14 protein-coding genes are annotated in these 18751 nt (G+C 61.8%); 9 read left to right on the top strand and 5 right to left on the bottom strand.

Annotated elements, in window-relative coordinates; all coding sequences use genetic code 11:
* The first annotated feature begins 54 nt into the window (after window positions 1-54).
* From ACYVOC_RS04960 to hslU, 6 genes are all read left to right on the top strand, one after another.
* Entirely contained in the window at window positions 55-1017 is a 963-nt protein-coding gene (locus ACYVOC_RS04960) for a tyrosine recombinase XerC (protein WP_461161052.1), read from the top strand.
* 179 nt (window positions 1018-1196) lie between these two features.
* Window positions 1197-2264 (top strand): CobW family GTP-binding protein, encoded by a 1068-nt coding sequence (locus tag ACYVOC_RS04965; RefSeq protein ID WP_116002768.1) that lies wholly within the window; start codon window positions 1197-1199, stop codon window positions 2262-2264.
* Between the two features lie 181 nt (window positions 2265-2445).
* The gene (dksA, locus tag ACYVOC_RS04970; RefSeq protein ID WP_116002769.1) at window positions 2446-3174 is read left to right on the top strand and encodes an RNA polymerase-binding protein DksA; all 729 of its coding nucleotides are present in this window, start codon (window positions 2446-2448) and stop codon (window positions 3172-3174) included.
* A 45-nt stretch (window positions 3175-3219) separates the two neighbouring features.
* Window positions 3220-4956: an STAS domain-containing protein gene (locus ACYVOC_RS04975; protein WP_461161053.1), complete on the top strand. Its 1737-nt coding sequence runs from the start codon at window positions 3220-3222 to the stop codon at window positions 4954-4956.
* Window positions 4957-5020: 64 nt separating this feature from the next.
* Entirely contained in the window at window positions 5021-5584 is a 564-nt protein-coding gene (hslV, locus tag ACYVOC_RS04980; protein ID WP_116002773.1) for an ATP-dependent protease subunit HslV, read from the top strand.
* A gap of 82 nt (window positions 5585-5666) precedes the next feature.
* Complete coding sequence (hslU, locus tag ACYVOC_RS04985) at window positions 5667-6989, top strand: ATP-dependent protease ATPase subunit HslU (protein WP_116002774.1); 1323 nt, start codon at window positions 5667-5669, stop codon at window positions 6987-6989.
* Window positions 6990-7068: 79 nt separating this feature from the next.
* On the opposite strand, the gene ACYVOC_RS04990 is transcribed toward hslU, so the two are convergent.
* Window positions 7069-7455, bottom strand: coding sequence for a hypothetical protein (locus ACYVOC_RS04990; protein ID WP_461161054.1), 387 nt, complete (start codon window positions 7453-7455; stop codon window positions 7069-7071).
* Window positions 7456-7549: 94 nt separating this feature from the next.
* Complete coding sequence (locus tag ACYVOC_RS04995; protein ID WP_461161055.1) at window positions 7550-11086, bottom strand: calcium-binding protein; 3537 nt, start codon at window positions 11084-11086, stop codon at window positions 7550-7552.
* 342 nt (window positions 11087-11428) lie between these two features.
* Between ACYVOC_RS04995 and ACYVOC_RS05000 the strand changes: the two genes are divergently transcribed.
* Entirely contained in the window at window positions 11429-11770 is a 342-nt protein-coding gene (locus ACYVOC_RS05000; protein WP_461161056.1) for a hypothetical protein, read from the top strand.
* A 443-nt stretch (window positions 11771-12213) separates the two neighbouring features.
* Here ACYVOC_RS05000 and ACYVOC_RS05005 read toward each other — a convergent pair whose 3' ends face one another.
* Genes ACYVOC_RS05005 through ACYVOC_RS05015 form a run of 3 tightly spaced genes read right to left on the bottom strand, consistent with a single transcriptional unit; the run spans window position 12214 to window position 16796 of the window.
* On the bottom strand, window positions 12214-13008 hold the full coding sequence (locus ACYVOC_RS05005; protein ID WP_461161057.1) for a hypothetical protein: 795 nt from the start codon (window positions 13006-13008) through the stop codon (window positions 12214-12216).
* An 18-nt stretch (window positions 13009-13026) separates the two neighbouring features.
* On the bottom strand, window positions 13027-14535 hold the full coding sequence (locus ACYVOC_RS05010; protein WP_461161058.1) for an HlyD family type I secretion periplasmic adaptor subunit: 1509 nt from the start codon (window positions 14533-14535) through the stop codon (window positions 13027-13029).
* Window positions 14532-16796: a type I secretion system permease/ATPase gene (locus tag ACYVOC_RS05015; protein WP_461161059.1), complete on the bottom strand. Its 2265-nt coding sequence runs from the start codon at window positions 16794-16796 to the stop codon at window positions 14532-14534. Before ACYVOC_RS05015 ends, ACYVOC_RS05010 begins: the two co-directional genes overlap by 4 nt.
* Before the next feature lie 591 nt (window positions 16797-17387).
* On the opposite strand from ACYVOC_RS05015, the gene mraZ reads away from it, so the two are divergent.
* Together mraZ and rsmH are read left to right on the top strand one after the other, a co-directional pair.
* Window positions 17388-17816 (top strand): division/cell wall cluster transcriptional repressor MraZ, encoded by a 429-nt coding sequence (gene mraZ, locus ACYVOC_RS05020; protein ID WP_461161060.1) that lies wholly within the window; start codon window positions 17388-17390, stop codon window positions 17814-17816.
* A gap of 9 nt (window positions 17817-17825) precedes the next feature.
* On the top strand, window positions 17826-18749 hold the full coding sequence (gene rsmH, locus ACYVOC_RS05025) for a 16S rRNA (cytosine(1402)-N(4))-methyltransferase RsmH (RefSeq protein ID WP_116002778.1): 924 nt from the start codon (window positions 17826-17828) through the stop codon (window positions 18747-18749).
* Window positions 18750-18751 lie beyond the last annotated feature (2 nt).

An 18751-nucleotide genomic window follows, 5' to 3' on the forward strand; every position in this document is an offset into this window, starting at 1 on the left:
CCTGCGCTGTGGCGTGTGCTGACAGCCCGGTGTTCTTTATGGTGGGTTGAGCCCATGCCCGACGCGCTGGCCACACCGCAGCCCACCGACCCGCTGGTGCTGCGCTACCTGGAGCATGTGCGTGTCGAAAAGCGCCTGGCCGCGCGCACGCTGGTGTTGTACACGCTGGATCTGGATCGGTTGGCGCGCCATGCCGCCCAGGCGGGGGTGCCGCTATTGCAATTGCAGGCCGCCCACATCCGCCGCTTTGTGGCGCAGATGCACGGCAGCGGGCGCAGCGGGCGCGGTATCGCGCTCATTCTTTCGGGTTGGCGCGGTTTCTTCGTCTGGGCCGCGCGCCAGGGGCTGACAGGGCACAACCCCGTGCAGGACGTGCGCGCCCCCAAAGCCCCCAAGCCCTTGCCCAAGGCGCTGGGCGTGGACGACGCGGTGCGCCTGTCCGACTATGCCGAAAGTGGCGCCGACCCCTGGCTGGAGGCGCGCGATATTGCCATGGTCGAATTGCTCTACGGCTGCGGCCTGCGCGTGGGCGAACTGGTAGGGCTGGACGCCGCCGCCGGCCCCGATACCGAGCGCCTGGGCCGAGGCTGGATCGACCTGCAGGGCGCCGAGGCCCATGTGTTGGGCAAGGGCAGCAAGCGCCGCAGCCTGCCCGTGGGCGGCGCGGCGCTGCAGGCGCTGCAGGCCTGGCTGCAGCTGCGCGCCACACCCTTTGCGCCCGGCGCGCTGGATGCGGCCTTGTTCGTGGGCCAGCGCGGCAAGCGGCTGTCGGCGCAGTCGGTCTGGCTGCGCCTGCGCCAGCGCAGCGGGCAGGCCGGGCTGACCACGCCGGTGCACCCGCACATGCTGCGCCACTCGTTTGCCAGCCACCTGCTGCAATCGAGCGGCGACCTGCGCGCCGTGCAGGAACTGCTGGGGCACGCCAGCATCACCACCACGCAGGTGTATACGCGGCTGGATTACCAGCACCTGGCCAAGGTGTACGACCAGGCCCACCCCCGCGCGCGGCGCAAATAGCTATTGAAGTGATAGCGTTTTCCGCTTTGTCCATGAGCTTTGGAGCGCAAATGCCTTGAGAGCTGCAGGCCTCGCAGCGCCAGGGGCTTGACAGCTCCGCTACAGTCTCCCTATCTTTTTGCCATCACCGTACTGCGCCCGGGCGGGTGCGGCGGTCGTCTTTCATTTCAAGGCCTTCCATGTCTCTCATTCCTGCCACCATCCTGACCGGCTTTCTGGGCTCGGGCAAAACCACGCTGCTCAAGCGCCTGCTGAGCGAAGCCCACGGGCAGAAAATTGCTGTGATCGAGAACGAGTTCGGTGAAGAAAACATCGACACCGACATTCTCGTGACCGACTCCAAGGAGCAGATCGTGCAGATGAGCAACGGCTGCATCTGCTGCACCATTCGCGAAGACTTGCGCGAGACGCTGCAACTGCTGGCCGCCAAAAAGCGCAAGGGGCTCCTGGATTTCGACCGCATCGTGATCGAAACCACCGGCCTGGCCGATCCTGGCCCTGTGGCGCAGACGTTCTTCATGGACGAAGAGATCGCCGAGACCTACCTGATCGACTCCATCATCACGCTGGTCGATGCCAAGCACGCTGCCCAGCAGCTCAACGACCGCCAGGAGGCGCGTCGCCAGGTGGGGTTTGCGGACCAGATCTTCCTGTCCAAGACCGAGTTGGTCAGCCAGGAAGAAACCGATGCGCTGATCCACCGGCTCAAACACATGAACCCGCGTGCGCCCATCAAGGCCGTGCATTTTGGCGAGGTGCCCATTGCCGAGGTGCTGGATCTGCGGGGCTTCAACCTCAACACCAAGCTCGACATCGACCCCGAATTCCTCCAGGAAGAAGAGGCCCACAGCCACCATGGCCACGGGCATGAACACCACGACCATGCGCATGGTGAACACTGCAACCACCCGTCGCACCAGCACGGCCATGGCCACCACCATCACCACGACGATGACGTCAAGAGCTTTGTCTACCGCTCGGACCGCCCCTTCGACCCTGCCAAGCTGGAGGATTTTCTGGGCGCCATCGTCAATATCTATGGCCCGCGCATGCTGCGTTACAAGGGGGTGCTGAACATGGTGGGTACCGAGCGGAAGGTCATTTTTCAGGGCGTGCACCAACTCATGGGCAGCGACCTGGGGCCGCAGTGGGCGCAAGACGAGGCGCGCCAGAGCCGCATGGTGTTCATCGGCATCGACCTGCCGCGCGATATCCTGGAACAGGGCCTGGACCGCTGTCTTGCCTGAAGTCAAGAATACGCACTGCGTTGATCGCACCGGGGTATGTGGGTAATGAGCAACGCAGTGCCCACAGTCAGCCGGTGTCGATACAATCGCGCCCCGGTGAACACAAGGGCATACTATTCACCCTCCCGCCAGCGCTCCATCTGTGCTGTTGCGGGTTGCCCGAACCGCGAGGAGACCTGAATTGAAAGCTGAAACCAGCAAAACCAAGGCACCCGCCAAAACCTCTGCGGCCGCCGCTAAGCCGGTAGCCGCCAAGGCGCCGGCCAAGGTGATTGAACCCGTGGCGCCCGTGGCCGCCGGACAGGTGCCCGCACGCAGTACTCGACCTTCTTCGCGCCTGGCCCAATTGACCGTACCATCCATGGCGCAGTCTGTTGCATCAACGGCTGCCAAAGCGAGCTACACGAATACCATGCCCACGACCATGCAAGTGTCCCCGTCTCTGGCCTCCATCAAGAAGGATGTCAAGCTGGCGAACAACTGGAAAACCAAGTCTGTTGAGGAACTGACCGACGCGGAAGTGTTGGCCATGCCCGACGACGAGTACATGAACGACAAGCAGATGGCGTTTTTCCGCCATAAGCTGGTGCTGCTCAAGCAAGACATACACGCCAACGCCGGAGAGACCACCGAGCACCTGCGCGAGGACACCGTGGTCGTGCCCGACCCGGCCGACCGCGCCACCATCGAAGAGGAGCACGCGCTGGAATTGCGCACACGCGACCGCGAGCGCAAGCTGCTCAAGAAGATCGAGCAGTCGATTGGCCGTATCGACGCCGGTGACTACGGTTACTGCGACGAGACGGGTGAGCCCATTGGCGTGGGCCGCCTTCTGGCGCGACCCACGGCCACCTTGTCGCTCGAAGCGCAGCAGCGCCGCGAGCTCAAACAGAAGATGTTTGGCGATTGAGCTTGCGCGAGAAAACCGTGCGCCATTGAGAACCAGACCACCACCATGAGCAAGGAAGACACCCCCTCCGGCGGCGGCCTCCTGTCCAAGGTGGTGCGGTTTGTGCGCAACCCGACCGTCAGCTGGACGGATCTGGACTCTATCCAGGAAGACAAGGAGAGCCAGTACAGCAAGCAGATGCTCAAGGAGATGATCGAGCGCAAGCGTCGCAACGACTTCGTGCGCCGCCGGGAGTTCGATCAGCTGCGCAAGCTGCGCCAACGCGACACCCTGACGGGCCAGCGGGTCGAAGACCCTGCCGCCCGTCCTTCATTTTTCCAGAGCAGCCTCACTTCACCTGGCGAACGCGCGGTGACGATCAAGAAGATCGACGAAATCGAAGCGCAGATGTCGATGCAGTGGTGGAAAAGCAAGCAGAATGGCGATACCTCTACGCCTCCTGCGCAGGATGCAGGCAGTGCGCAGCAGGCGGCCCAGGCTTTTGCACCCACAGCTCCCTTGTCTCTGCCAGCGGCTCTGGCGCCCCAGGCCGGTGCAGAGCCGCTGTTTGCCAACGACAGTATGACCATCGCGGGGTTTGGCAATGTCTCCTCGCAGGTGTTGACCGGAGCCCCCAGCCCGCCGCCCGCCCGCCCGCCCGGCCCCCCCGCCGCGCCCGTGTCCGCATCGGCACCCGAAATGGAGGAATTCGTGCACGAACCCGACCTGGAAGAAGCAGCCATCCGTTTTGCCAATGGCGACCATGCCGGCGCAGAGGCAGGCCTGCTCGAAGTGCTGGAACGGCACGCGCAGGACGCTGCAGAGCATCAGTTTGAGATCTGGATGACGCTGTTCGACCTGTACCGCGCCACTGGTCAGCAGGAGCGCTTTGATACCCTGGCGATTGATTTTGCCGCCCGTTTTTCGCGCTCTGCGCCCCTGTGGTTCTCCATGCCTGAGCAGCTCGGCCTGGAAACCGTGGTGCAGGACACGCCCGCGCCCGCACGCCGTGACTTCCACTGGAACGCTCCACCGGCGCTCACGCTCCAATCGGTCGCCGCGCTGCAGGCTTCGCTCGCTCGGGCGGCTTCGCCCTGGACACTGACCTGGTCGCGCATCACCAGCATCGACGATGCCGCCTTGACGGCATTGGCCAACGAGTTCGCCCGCTGGGCGGGGCAGGATGCACAAATCGTTTTTGTGGGCGCTGATGTGCTGCAGGCACTGATGGAAGCGAATACCCAGTCGGGTGACCGCAACACCAATCCCGAATGGTGGCGCCTGCGCATGGAGGCGCTGCGCTTTATGGGGCGGCCCGATGAGTTTGAGATGGTGGCGCTCGACTACTGCGTGACCTATGAAGTCTCCCCCCCTTCCTGGGTGCCGCCGCGTTGTGGTTACAGCGATGCTGCGCTGAACGCCGAACCCGCGCCCCCGCCGGCTCCTGTGCAGGGACTGGTTGCACGGCCTCACTGGAAGGACTCCACCACGCCTGCGCCTCTGACCGGATTTGGCGACTCGCGGCCGCCGCTGGCGGGTTTGTCGGGCCATATCGAAGGCGATGCAGGTCCTTTGCTGGAGGGGCTGGAGGAACTGGTGCCCGCAGGAGAGCCCATTTTTATTCCCTGCGACCGCCTGATCCGCATCGATTTTTCGGCGGCTGGCTCGGTGCTCAACTGGGCTGCCCAGCAGCAGGGCCAAGGGCGGGTGGTGCAGTTCATCAACCTGCACCGTTTGGTGGCTGTGTTCTTCAACGTGGTGGGCGTCAGCGAGCACGCCTGGGTCGTTCCTCGCAAGGATTGAAGGCGCGGCAGATCCTGGCTTGTGGGGCTTGTAATTGCGCCCATCGCCCGCACCTGCTGGCGCTATGACTTCATCCAGCTCCTCTCCGGTGTTTCACGGCACCACCATCATCAGCGTGCGCCGCCAGACACCCGACGGCGTGCAGGTTGCCATTGGCGGCGATGGCCAGGTTACCCTGGGCAACATCGTCGTCAAGGGCACAGCGCGCAAGGTGCGCAAACTCCACCACGGCAAGGTGCTCGCGGGTTTTGCCGGCGCTACGGCCGATGCATTCACGCTGTTCGAGCGCTTCGAGGCCAAGCTGGACAAACACCAGGGCCATCTGGTGCGTGCTGCCATCGAGCTGACCAAGGACTGGCGCACCGACCGCGTGCTGCGCCGCCTCGAAGCCATGCTGGCCGTGGCCGACCTGGAGGCGTCGCTCATCATCACCGGCAATGGCGACGTGCTGGAGCCCGAGCAGGGCATTGTGGCGATTGGATCGGGCGGCGCTTACGCGCACTCGGCTGCCAAGGCGCTGCTGCAGAACACCGATCTGTCGGCCGAGGAAATCGTGCGCAAGTCGCTGGGGATTGCGGGGGAGTTGTGCATCTACACCAACATGCACCACACCATCGAGACGCTGTAACGGCGTATTTTGATATATTTTTGATAGCTGCAGGCGCTTTCTACATAAGCGTTCGAAGGCTATTTCTCTTGAAGAATTGCCCATGTCCTCCATGACCCCCCAGGAAATCGTCTCCGAACTCGACCGGCACATCGTGGGCCAGGCGTCCGCCAAGCGTGCGGTGGCCATCGCACTGCGCAACCGCTGGCGCCGCCAACAGGTGCAGGAGCCCCTGCGCCACGAGATCACGCCCAAGAATATTCTCATGATCGGTCCCACGGGGGTTGGCAAGACCGAGATCGCCCGCCGTTTGGCGCGCCTGGCCGATGCGCCCTTCATCAAGGTCGAGGCCACCAAATTCACCGAGGTGGGCTACGTGGGCAAGGATGTGGACGCCATCATCCGTGACCTGATGGAAGTGGCCGTCAAGCAAGAGCGCGAGGTCCAGGTGCGCCAGGTTCGCACACGTGCCGAGGACGCAGCAGAAGAGCGCATTCTTGATGTGCTGGTTCCCACGGCGCGCACCCCAGGCAGCGAGCCCCCCGCCGATAGCACGGCGCGCCAGGTTTTTCGCAAGAAACTGCGCGAAGGGCAGCTCGACGACAAGGACATCGAGATTGACCTGGCCGAATCCCGGCCGCAGCTTGAAATTATGGGGCCCTCAGGCATGGAGGAGATGGCCGAGCAGTTGCGCGGCGTCTTCAGTCAGATGGGCCAGGGCAAGCGCCAGGTACGCAAGCTCACGATTGCCGAGGCGCGCCGCCTGCTCATCGAGGAGGAGGCAGGCAAATTGGTCAATGAGGAAGAGATCAAGCTGCGGGCCGTGCGCAGCGCCGAGCAGAACGGCATGGTTTTCATTGACGAAATCGACAAGGTCACTGCCCGCCAGGAGACCAGTTCCGCTGATGTCTCCCGCCAGGGTGTCCAGCGCGACCTGCTTCCTTTGGTGGAAGGCACTACCGTGTCTACCAAGTACGGCATGGTCAAGACGGACCACATTCTGTTCATCGCCTCGGGTGCATTCCACCTGTCCAAGCCCAGCGACCTGATTCCCGAACTCCAGGGGCGGTTTCCGATCCGCGTGGAGCTCGATTCCCTGTCGGTGCAGGACTTCGAGGCCATCCTCATGCAGACCGACGCCTCGCTGGTACTGCAGTACAAAGCCTTGCTGGCCACCGAGGGCGTCACGCTCGACTTCACGGCCGAGGGCATCACGCGACTGGCCAGTATTGCCTTCGAGGTGAACGAGCGCACCGAAAACATTGGCGCGCGGCGCTTGTCCACCGTGATGGAGCGCCTGCTCGACGAAGTCAGCTTCGACGCCGCACACCGCTCGGGCCAGACGGTCACCGTGGACGCCGCCTATGTCGATGCGCGGCTGCAGGCCCTGAGCCAGGACGAAGACCTGTCGCGCTACATTCTCTGATACAGGTCTTGCCTTTGGCCGATCAGCCCAATGGCAGCCGATGCTTCCGAGAGCCCGGCCGGTTGACGTGCAACTGCACTCACGCCCACTGACTGCCATCGACCGCCCACAGCACTATCTGCTGCTGCGCCGCCGAATGCCCCCATGTCTCTTGCTGCTGCGCTGCGCCCGGCGGCGCAAAGGCTGCCATGGCTTGCACCAGTTGGTTCAGCGCACTCTGCGTATCCTGGGGCGCATCCTTCATGGGGTAAGTCTCCAGGCCAACAACTGTTGCGCCGAGGTCTTGGCGCTGTAGTTGTTGCCACAGGTCGTGCAATGCCTGTCCGTCTACGGGTACGAGCCATTCATTCGGTACCCGCAAAGGCTTGTTCCATGCCGCGTAGTGCAGCGGCTCTTGCCCTATCTGCCAGGGCTGTGCCTGGCCGCGCCAGGTTTGCGTGCTTTCGTCCCAGTGCATGTTGTGCATGGTTTTTCCTTCAGTGTTGGTTGCTTGGTAATGGATGGCGCCCCGTTGGCACTGGGTATGCACCTGCCGCAGGTGCATACCCAGCAGCCTGGTGTTACTGCCAGTTGGCAGCAATCACCGGGTTCAGTGCCGTCTGGTAGTCGGCCGCTAGCATGGTCTGCCCTGCTGCGGGCGGTGCAAACGCCGCCATGGCCTGCACCAGGTTGTTGACCTGGCTGTCCAGCAGCATCTTGCCGTCGGCTGTCTTGAACTGCTCGATGTGTCGCGCGTCCGACGCATACCACTGGCTGATCGTGCAGATGTCACCGCTGCCGATGATGCTCACCTCCAGATTGCTGCCGACCCGGCGGAACCATAGTTGGTCGGTGCTGACGCCTGCAGCAAACTGCAGCATGTCGGTGTTGCCGGGTGTGCTGTCGTTTTCTGTCAGGCGATCGATCCCGTCCCCGCGCCCAAACAAGTAGGTGTCATTGCCCAGGCCCCCTTGCACAATGTCATTGCCCGTGCCGCCGTCCAGGATGTCATCGCCTGCATCGCCGTAGAGTGCATCGTCCCCCGCACCACCGTAGAGCTTGTCTACACCGTCGCCTGCGCGCAGCGTGTCTTCGCCGTTTTCGCCGTAGAGCAGGTCGTCTCCGCCCAGGCCTTGCAGGGTGTCGTTGCCTGCACCGGCGTAGATAGTGTCTGCGCCGTTGGTGCCCTTGATGGTTTCGCTGGTGTCATTGCCGGTGGCTGCGCGAGTGGTGATGGCTGCCAGATCCCATACCGTGCCGTCGGCAAACTGCACCTGCTGCAGCGGGTTACTGGCGTTGCCGGGGTCGTTGCTGGTAAAGAAGTTCTCCACCCGCACGCTGTCGCTGGTGCCTGCGATGCGCAGCAAGAGCGCTGTGCCGTCGCGCTCCGTCTGCACTTCGCTTGCAGCGACATCGTCCTTAAAACGCAAGGTGTTGAGCTTGCCCGGCGCAGCATCGGCTTGGCCTTTGAGCATGTCTTGCCCGTCGCCCCGGCCAAACAGGTAGGTGTCGTTCCCCAGGCCCCCTTGCACGATATCGTTGCCCGCGCCACCATCCAGGATGTCGTCTCCTGCATCGCCGTACAGTGCATCATCGCCCGCACCGCCATAGAGCGTATCGGCACCGTCGCCTGCGCGCAGGGTGTCTTCGCCGTCTTCGCCGTAGAGCACGTCGTCGCCTTCCATGCCCTTGAGGGTGTCGTTGCCGGCATCGCCTCGCATGGTATCGGCCTGGGCGCTTCCCTTGAGGGTGTCATCGCCCTGGGTGCCCACGATGGTGTGGGGCACGGGCGGCACTGGTGCGTCGTTGATGGTCAGCGCAAAGTCGCTGCTGGCGCTCAGCCCCCCTGGGTCGGTGGCGGTGATGCGCACTTGCAGGGTGCCAGCGGCATTGCCATCGGGCGTGCCGCGCAGGGTATGCGTGGGCGCGTCAAACACCAGCCAGGCGGGCAAGGCGGCACCGCCGACCAGGCTGGCGCTGTAGGTGAGTTTGTCGGCTTTGTCGGGGTCGGTGAAGGTGGCCTCGGGGATGAGGAGCATCAGCGGTACGTGCTCGACCACGGTGGCGTCTTTGAGCGGGGTCGCAACGCTGGGCGCGCGGTTGTCCACCGGCGGTGGCGTGTCCGGTCCGCTGGCGTCGGCAATGGCCTTGACGAGTTCTGCCAGGGTGTAGCTGCGCCCGCCCCACTGCACCTTGAAGCTGCCGCTCAGCTGGACACTGTCATCTTTGGTGTAGCGCAGCAGCCAGGCGCTGTCGCTGCCGGTCAGTTGCATGTCTTTGAGCGCGCCGCCGCTGAGCTCGATGGTGTTGTTGCCCTCGCTGTCGGTGGCGCTGCTCACCACGCCTGCGTCGTCGCCTGCATCAAACAGGTAGGTGTCGTCGCCCGCGCCCCCTTGCAGCTGGTCTTTGCCGCGCCCGCCATGCAGGAGGTCGGCTCCAGCGCCGCCTTCCAGGGTGTCGTCCCCGTCTGCACCCCACAGCTGGTCGTCATTCTCGCCGCCCAGCAGGCGGTCTGCTCCGGTGCCGCCGTCCAAGGTGTCGGCACCTTCGCCGCCCGAGAGCTCGTCGCTGCCCTCCTGGCCCAGCAGAAAGTCGTTGCCCGCTTCGCCATAGAGCTTGTCGTCGCCCTGGCCACCGTCAAGCACGTCTTCCTTGGCCCCGCCATACATCTTGTCGTTGCCTGCATCGCCATACATGAGATCCTGGCCCGCATCGGCGTCTGCCATGCCCAGGTCGTCGCCGTACATGATGTCGTCGCCCGCGCCGCCAAACAGGGTGTCGCCTCCGGTCTGCCCAGCCATCCAGTCGGCCCCCTCGCCGCCAAACAGGCGGTCATCGCCCCCATCTGCAGCGACACGCTTGTCGGTGATCAGGCCCACCGGCGCCTTGAGTTCGTAGTCGTTCTGCGCGGTGGGCGCCCAGGTCCAATTGAAGGCCTGGCCCGAGGCAATCGTCACCGGGTGCAAGCCGTAGTTGCCCGGCGTCACCTTGACCATGTCTTGCCTGGCATCGTCCCATATGAAGGACTGGGTAAGGCTCTCGGCATAGTCCAGTGCAATGCTCTTGGAATACGGTGTGTAATGCCCATCGCCCAGAATCAAATCATCGCCCGCGCCGCCCTTGGCGATATCTTGCCCCGCCCCACCAAACAGCACGTCGCTTCGTCTAGAACCGCTGAGGGTATCGTTGCCCAGCTCTCCACTGACCCAGTCGCCGCGTTCACTGCTGTCGGCCCCGGCCGCTTCGTTGGCGCTGTCGATGTATTCACCCCAAAGCTGGTCGTCGCCTGCGCCGCCCATGAGTACGTCGCTGTGCTCGCCACCAAAGGCAATATCGTTGTCCTTGATCGTGGGGCTGGTGGAATTCTGGCCAGTGCGAATGAAGTCTCTGCCATCACCCCCCACCACCATGTCATCGCCCGCAAAGGCCATGACGTAGTTGCTCAGGCCCCCGCCGGTGGTGATCACGTCGTCAAAGGCGCTGCCGTTGAAGCTGTCGCTCTTGGTACCCCCGCCAAAGGTCACGCCCTTGGGGGCTGCTGCGCCGTCCATGGCCAGGTAGGCGACGCTGTTGGGGTACACCACCGGGGCGATGCGTTCGGGTTCTTGCGTGGGCGCGCCGATGGTGAGGCCGTAGTCGCCGTCTTTCCAGCCCTTGAGGTCGGCCACTGCGCTGTATTGCCCTGTACCTGCGTCCTTGGCCGCCAGGCGCCAGACGCCGTTTTCTGCCTTGCGCAGTTGGTAGGACTTGTCGGCGCTGTAGTAAATGTCGCCACCCATGCCCGCCACCTGGGCAAAGGCGCCGGAGACGGTTTTACCGTCGACCTGGAGGGTGTTGCTGCCGCTGTCAACAAGGGTGTCTATGCCCGTGAGGCCGGTTTGTAGCACGTAGGTGTCGGCATCGGCCCCGCCTTCGAGGTAGTCTGCGCCGTCTTTGCCAGAGAGGGTGTCGGCGCCTGCGCCGCCGTAGAGGTGGTCTTCCTTGCTACCGCCTGTGAGTTGATTGGCTTGGGCGTCGCCGAAGTGGATGTAGCGTTTGTCAACGATCCCCGCATCAAAGCCATCCACAGTCAGGCGCTTTCCCGTAGCTGCATCAGTGATTTCTGCGTCACCCAGCATCCAGAAGGGAAGACCTGCGGCATTGAGAAAATTATCCGTCCGATCTGATTTGCTATAGGACGTGAATGCAATCAACGCATTGGAGCGATCTTCAATCCATTGATTGGTTATTTGCCCAGTGCGAGTGATTGGATCGTACAGATCAAGTTCTCCAGATGTGTTTTTAGCAGAGTAGTCAATACCTTCTATTGAAACATAGCGCAATTTGGATAGTGCATATCTGGAAGCCAATCCCGCTGCGCTTGGGTTTTTCGCAATATCCGAAAGATCACTCATGCCTTCTGCATCTGCACCATAGTCTGCAAGAGACAATGCACTGCCAATTGCTTTGGCATTGAACAAATGATTGATGCCGCCTCCTGTTTTCAACGCAGGCTGAGGCTCATAGGGAGTCTTCATGAGCTTAATCATCCCTTCCTCGCCAATATTGGTGTAGGTTACCAACAAAGCATCGCGAAGCGTCTGGGGCAGCGCGTTCCATTGCCCACCGTAGGCATTGTTTTTGATAAAAAATGGTTCCGCATTTTCCTTCATGTACAAGGCATACAACTTCACCGTAAGGTCGCTTTTGTCACTCATCAAATCCAAAACAAGCTTTTGGTAGTCTGTCAGATATTGCGTCAGTTTGAGCGATTCATATTCCGGCTTGTTTGCGTTGGCGATAACAAGATCAATTGCTGTTGAAATTTTGAAATTACCCAGTCCAGAATCAATCAGAGCGGGGTTTTTAAGCTTGTCGGTTGCACTGGGCACCCCGGAGAAACTTTTTGCAGCAGCGTATAACGCCTGCCATTCTGCATGGGTTCGGTCGGTCGCCAATTTTGCGGCATTTGCCGCCTCCCAGGCGGCAACAGCCAGGGGGCCTCCTGCGATAGCATCCAACAAAGAAGAGCCTACTTCATCCGGCTTGAAGCTTGATTTGGCGTATTTATCAAGTGCTATGTCACCGAATCCGTAGGCCGTGTTTTCCTCCGCCATTGCGCCGGCAATTGCTCCAGCTGAAATTTTTGCTGCTTGTGCAACCGAATTTATTTCTCCACCAAATTTTCTGATGTAATCCAAGGCATTTTTGCTGTAAGCCTCGCTGACAGCACCACTCAAATAAACCACTTTACCCATAAAAATCCTTAAAAGAAAATATTATTACCATGGCACATTCGTAAATACCATTGCGATTCTATTTTTCTATAGATGCATTCGTATCTCCTCCAATGAAATGGGAAGCTATTGAGTGATGAAAAAACCCTTTCCCTATCTTGCCATGTCATCACTTTCTCTTTTTCATGATATGTGGCGTCGTCAGATTTGCGCAAAGTGGTTTGCAAGGGGTACAAGAGCCACCCATCCTCAACCTTTGGCACCTCCGGAAAGTACACATAATCTTTCCAGATAGATCCAAAAAATATAGTTACCTGGCTGTACCCAATGGCGCTATCGGTTTCAGGGTTCCCTGTTCTTGGGTTATTGGTGGGTCCAATTTTGAGAGTGGAGTGTTTTTTGTAAAACATGACCCTGGAAAAATCTTGGTTATATTTGTCGCGCGCAGATATTTCTCCGAATTCTTTAAAAATCTCATCTACCTTGAGCGCCGTTTCAACCGCATATGGATTGGGGAGCCATATTCCGAGTTGATCATCTATATGATGGATGCTGGCTCTATTAAAAATATTCAGGGTATCGCCCTCTTTGAACCAGTTTGATTCATTCTTTCCATTCCCAAACTGGTATTCTCTGTAGCGTCGAACTGCTTCCTTAAAATCGCTACGATGCGTCTTGAAGTTTTCAATCATCTCTTCATCACTGGGGAGCGGGTTCCATCCCCATATGCCGTAGCAAATCGCAAGAAAATATACTGGATGACGAATTTTGTTCCAGTGCTTGATTGGATTGATATTTACAAATATCTCTGCCAATTTGTGCATGAGCATTCCTTTTTTCACTCACCGCTCCCTCAAACTCTCGCCCCCCGCCCGCTGAATCGGACTGAGCAGATACTCAATAACCCTGCGCTGGCCAGTTTTGATCTCCGCCGTGATATTCATCCCCGGCGCGAGTTTTATGGGCTTGCCGTCCACATCGATGGAGGTCTTATCGAGCTTGAGGGTCGCCGGGAAGATTGCCCCGCGCTTCTCGTCATTCACCGCGTCCTGCGTCACCTTCTGCACCGTGGCGTTCACCGTGCCGTAGCGCGTGAAGGGGAAGGTCTCCAGCTTGATGGCCACGTCCTGCCCGGGGGTGACGAAGCCGATGTCCTTGTTCTCTAGCGTCACCTCGGCGCTCACGCTGGCGCTGCCCGGGACGATGACCATCAGGGCTTGCGCTTCGGTGACCACGCCGCCTTCGGTGTGCAGGGCGAGCTGCTGCACGGTGCCCGCCACCGGGGCGGTAAGCGTGGCCAGTTGTTCGCGCTGGGTGGCCTTGGTCAGTTCCTGGCCGGTCTGGTGGCGCTTGAGGTCGGCCTGGGCCTGGCGCTCGCTCAGGGTGCGCCGGGTTTCAGCCAGGTAGGCGCTGCGGGTTTGCTCGGCCTCCGTCAGGGCGGCCCGGGCTTCTTGCAGCCGGGCTTGCTGGGTGGCCAGATCGCGCTCCAACTCGATGCGCTCGCGCGTGCGGTCCTGGTTGGCATGGCCGGACATGAAGCCCTGGGCGGTGAGTGCCGCAAAGTCTTGCTCGCGCTGGCGGGCGATGGGCACGGTCGCGTCCAGCTTGGCGATCATGGCGCGCACGGTGGCCATCTCGGCCTGGCGGCGCTGGTGTTCGGCAGACAGTTTGGCCAGGCGGGCGGTGATGTCGCTCCACTCCGCCGCCAGTTGGGCCTGGGCGTCGGCCTTGTCGCCGGGGGTCCAGTCGGCGGGGGGCTCCAGATTGGTGGTATTTTTAGCCCCTAGCACTTTATGGGCATATGTTAAATGCTCTTGTTTTAATAGCATTTGCTGCAAGACACGGGTGCGCAGCCATTCCGCCTCTGCGGCCTTGCGGGTCTCAATCAGGCTGGCTTTGTCCGCCTGGGCGGCGGTGGGGTCCAGTTCCACCAGGGCCTGGCCTGCTTCGACCTGGTCGCCGTCCTTGACGAGGATGCGGCTGACTACGCTGCGCTCCAGGGGTTGGATGACTTTGGTGCGGTCGCTCACGATGATGCGGCCGGGGGCCACGGCCACGATGTCGACCTGGCCGAAGATGGTCCAGGCCAGGGCGATCACGAACAGCGCCATCAGCGCGTAGGCCAGCCTGCGCGGCGCGGGGTGGACGGGGGTTTCCTGCAGGCTGAGCGCGGCGGGCAGGAAGGCGCGCTCGTCGGCCAGGCGCGCGGGGCCGGCCAGCTCGGTGCGGTGGGCCCACGCGGCCTGAAAGATGGCGCGGTAGCGCTCCAGCAGTTCAATGGCGGGGTGGCGCAGTGGGGGTGCTGGTGCTGGCACAGCAGCTTGCGCGGCGGTTGGCACGGGGGCGTTCATGCCGCCACCCCCTGGGTGCTGGCCGGTGCGCTGGCCGGGGGTGGCGCGGCCCGGCTGCCGTCCTGCATGCGCCACAGGTGGGCGTACAGGCCTTGCTGTTTTTGGATGAGTGCGTCGTGCGCTCCCGCCTCGACGATGCGGCCCTTGTCCATCACGATGATGCGGTCGGCATGCCGCACGGCGGAGAGGCGGTGGGCAATGATGAGCACGGTGCGCCCCTGGCAGATGTGCGCCATGTTGCGCTGCACGATGGCCTCGGATTCGTAGTCGAGCGCGCTGGTGGCTTCGTCCAGGATGAGGATGCGGGGGTTGGTGAACAGGGCGCGCGCAATGGTGATGCGCTGGCGCTGCCCGCCCGAGAGGCTGCTGCCCTGCTCGCCCACCAGGGTGTCGTAGCCTTCGGGCAGTTCGCTGATGAAGTCGTGGGCGCCGGCCAGTTGCGCGGCATGCACCACGGCGGCGATGGGGGCGGCGGGGTCGGCGATGGCGATGTTCTCGCGCACGCTGCGGTTGAACAGCAGGTTCTCCTGCAGCACCACGCCGACCTGGCGGCGCAGCTGGGCGGCGTCGATCAGACCGATGTCGATGCCGTCCACGAGGATGCGGCCCTGCTCGGGCGTGTACAGGCGCTGCACTAATTTTGTGAGTGTGCTTTTGCCGGAGCCCGAGCGGCCCACGATGCCGATAACTTCACCGGGGCGCACGTCCAGGCTGACGCCGCCGAGTACCGGGGCTGCTTCGGGGCGGTACCGGAAGTGGATGCCATCGAGCGTGATGCGGCCCTTGATGGGGGGCAACTGGGCGGCGCTGCTGGGGGGCACTTCTGTGCGGGTGTTCAGGATGTCGCCCAGGCGGGCCATGGAGATGCCGGTTTGCTGGAAGTCGGTCCACAGCTGGGCCATGCGCATGATGGGCTGGGCCACGCGCTGCGCGAACATGTTGAAGGCTACAAACTGGCCCACGGTGAGTTGATTGCCCATCACCAGATGGGCGCCGTACCACAGGGTGGCGGCGTTGACCAGTTTGCCGATGAGGTTGACGCCTTCGTGCGCCCAACTGGCCAGGTTCTGGGTTTTGAAGCTGGCGCTGACGTAGGCGGTCAACTGGTTGTCCCAGCGGCGGGCAAAGCTGGGCTCCAGGGCGCTGGCTTTGACGGTCTGGATGCCGGTGATGGTCTCTACCAGCATGGCCTGGTTCTCTGCACCTCGGGCGAACTTGACGTCCAGCCGCTTGCGCAAGATGGGCACGATGGCCAGGCTCAGGCCAAAGTACAGGGGCAGGCTGGCCAGCACGATCAGCGTCAGTGGCACGCTGTAGAACAGCATGACGGCGATGAAGATGCCGGAGAACAGCACGTCGAGCAGCACCGTGAGGGCGTTGCCGGTGAGGAAGCTGCGGATGTTCTCGAGTTCGCGCACGCGCGCCACCGAGTCGCCCACGCGGCGTGCCTGGAAGTAGGCCAGGGGCAGTTGCACCAGGTGGCGAAACAGCCGGGCGCCCAGTTCTACGTCGATGCGACTGGTGGTGTGGCTGAAGACGTAGCTGCGCAGCGCATTGAGCACACTCTCGAACACCACGACCACCACCAGGCCGATGACCAGCACGTCCAGCGTAGTGACGCCCCGGTGCACCAGCACCTTGTCCATCACCACCTGAAAGAACAGCGGGCTGACCAGCGCAAAGAGCTGCAGCATGAAGGAAATCAGCAGCACTTCGCCCAAAAGCTTGCGGTGTTTGACGAGGCTGGGGATGAACCAGGAGAAGTCGAACTTGGCGAGCGCCCCCGCCAAGCTGGCACGGCTGGTCACCAAAATAAGTTCGCCGCTCCATTGGGCGGCGAATGCTTCTAGAGATTCGATGACGGGGCGGGCTCCGGAGCCCGGGGAGCTAGGGTCTTGCAGCAGCACCCGCTGGCCGTCGCATTGGGCCAGCACCACGGAGCGCACCTCACCGTTGTCTGAGCGCAGCAGGGCCAGTGCGGGCAAGGAGGACAGGGGTAGCCGCTCCAGGGTGGTGCGTGAGAGTTTGGCTTGAAGACCTACGTGCTTGGCGGCGCGCAGCAGGTCTTGGGTGCTGGCCGACTGGCTGGGCTGCAGGCCCAATTGGTGGGCCAGGGTGGCGGGGTCTGCGGCTATTTGGTGCAGGCGGGCTAGGGTGCACAGGGCAGCCAGGGCGCTGGTGTTGCTTGGCCGTCTCTTTTCGCCTACGGCGCAAGCAACGCCTTGCCCCGCGCCAGCCGATACCGCTTGGTACTCTTGCATAACATTCCCTCTGCATTCATCTTTTTGTGGGCCGAATGCTAAGCAAAATTCCAATCTTTCAGACCGTTCAATGGGGAATCAGGGCCGCTCAATTGCAACCGCGTGTGATCTCCGTTTCTTCATGCATCGCAGCATTTCAGTGGAGAAAAAATCGTTGCCCGCAAAGGGCTCTGTTGCGTTTCAATACAATTCTTTGAGGCAGCCCACCACCACGTGGAACCGTACGACGCTGCCCACCTTGGGTTTGACAGCGTCCAGACATGAATGCTTTGGCCGCGGAATGAGAACGTTCGCAACGTTCTGAGTCCTCGAAACAAGTTCTTAGCCGGAGGAGCGATGCCCGCCATTGCCTCAGGTGTTACTTTCATTGGCGTGCCTAACTGCTTTCTGCATAACGGTTTTTGCTGTTCGCAGACTTGCAGACTCGCGCCTAAGTCCTTGATTTCATTGCAAGAAGATGTTGCAAGCCCCCTTGTTGAACAGGCTTTTCCTGCTACAGTGCAAAAAAGTGCAATTTAGTGGTGAAAAGTGCCGTCCACCCCCGCGTTGGGGGTTTGTGCCGGGTTTATCGAACAGCAAGGGGTTGGGACCGTGTTTCAAGGGGCTTCTTCGCTCAGTCTGGATGCGAAGGGTCGGCTTTCTGTGCCGACCCGGCATCGTGACGTCCTGAGCGCGACCGCCTCCGGCATGCTCACCATCACCCGGCACCCGCACGGCTGCCTGATGGTGTTCCCGCGCCCCGAGTGGGAAAAATTCCGCGAGCGCATTGCGCAGCTGCCCATGTCGGCACAAGGCTGGAAGCGCATCTTCATGGGCTATGCGATGGATGTGGACATGGATGCCACGGGCCGGGTGCTGGTCTCTCCTGAGCTGCGCCAGGCCGCCGGCATCACCAAGGACGCCATTTTGCTGGGCATGGGCAACCACCTGGAGCTGTGGGACAAGGCCGCCTACGAGGCCCAGGAAGCCAAGGCCATGCAGGACGCGATGCCCGATGTTTTCAGTGACTTTTCGTTCTGAGGGCGTACGGTGACCGGCCAGTCCTTACACACCACGGTGCTGCTCGAAGAAGCGGTCGACGCATTGCTGGGCGGCGCAGGCGATGCACCGGCCGGTACCTGGATCGACGCCACCTTTGGCAGGGGAGGGCATTCGCGGCGGATCCTCTCACGGCTCTCGCCGCAGGGGTGTCTGCTGGCGTTCGACAAGGACCCCGAAGCCATTCAAGAAGCAGCGCGCATCCCGGATGCGCGCTTTTCCATTCGGCACGAGGGATTTCGCCACCTGGCGGATTTACCGCCCGCCAGTGCCGCGGGTGTGCTCATGGATCTGGGCGTGAGTTCACCGCAGATCGACACCCCGGAGCGGGGTTTCAGTTTTCGTTTCGACGGTCCGCTGGACATGCGCATGGACACCACGCGCGGTCAAAGCGTGGCCGAGTGGTTGGCGGACGCCGAAGTAGGGCAGATTGCGGAGGTGATACGTGAATATGGTGAAGAACGGTTTGCTGGCCCCATTGCAAAGGCGATTGTTGCTCGGCGGCAGGAAAGGGGGCCTCTCGCAACCACTGCAGAACTGGCCGATCTCGTGGCTGGCACGGTCAAAACCCGCGAGCAGGGCCAGAACCCTGCAACGCGCACATTTCAGGCTCTTCGGATTTTCATCAACGCCGAACTTGAAGAGTTGCAACAGGCGCTAGAAGCCAGCCTGCAGGTGCTGCAGCCAGGCGGGCGCTTGGTGGTCATCAGCTTCCATTCGCTGGAAGACCGCATCGTCAAACAGTTCATCGCCTTGCATTCCAAAGAGGTGTTCGACCGCCGTGCTCCATTTGCCGTGCCCCAGCCCATGCGGCTCAGGGCGCTCGATCGCATCAAACCGGGCGCAGCGGAGGTTGCGGCCAATCCGCGCGCGCGCAGTGCGGTCATGCGCGTGGCTGAGCGTACCGAGGTCTGAGC

Source organism: Simplicispira piscis (assembly GCF_054783455.1).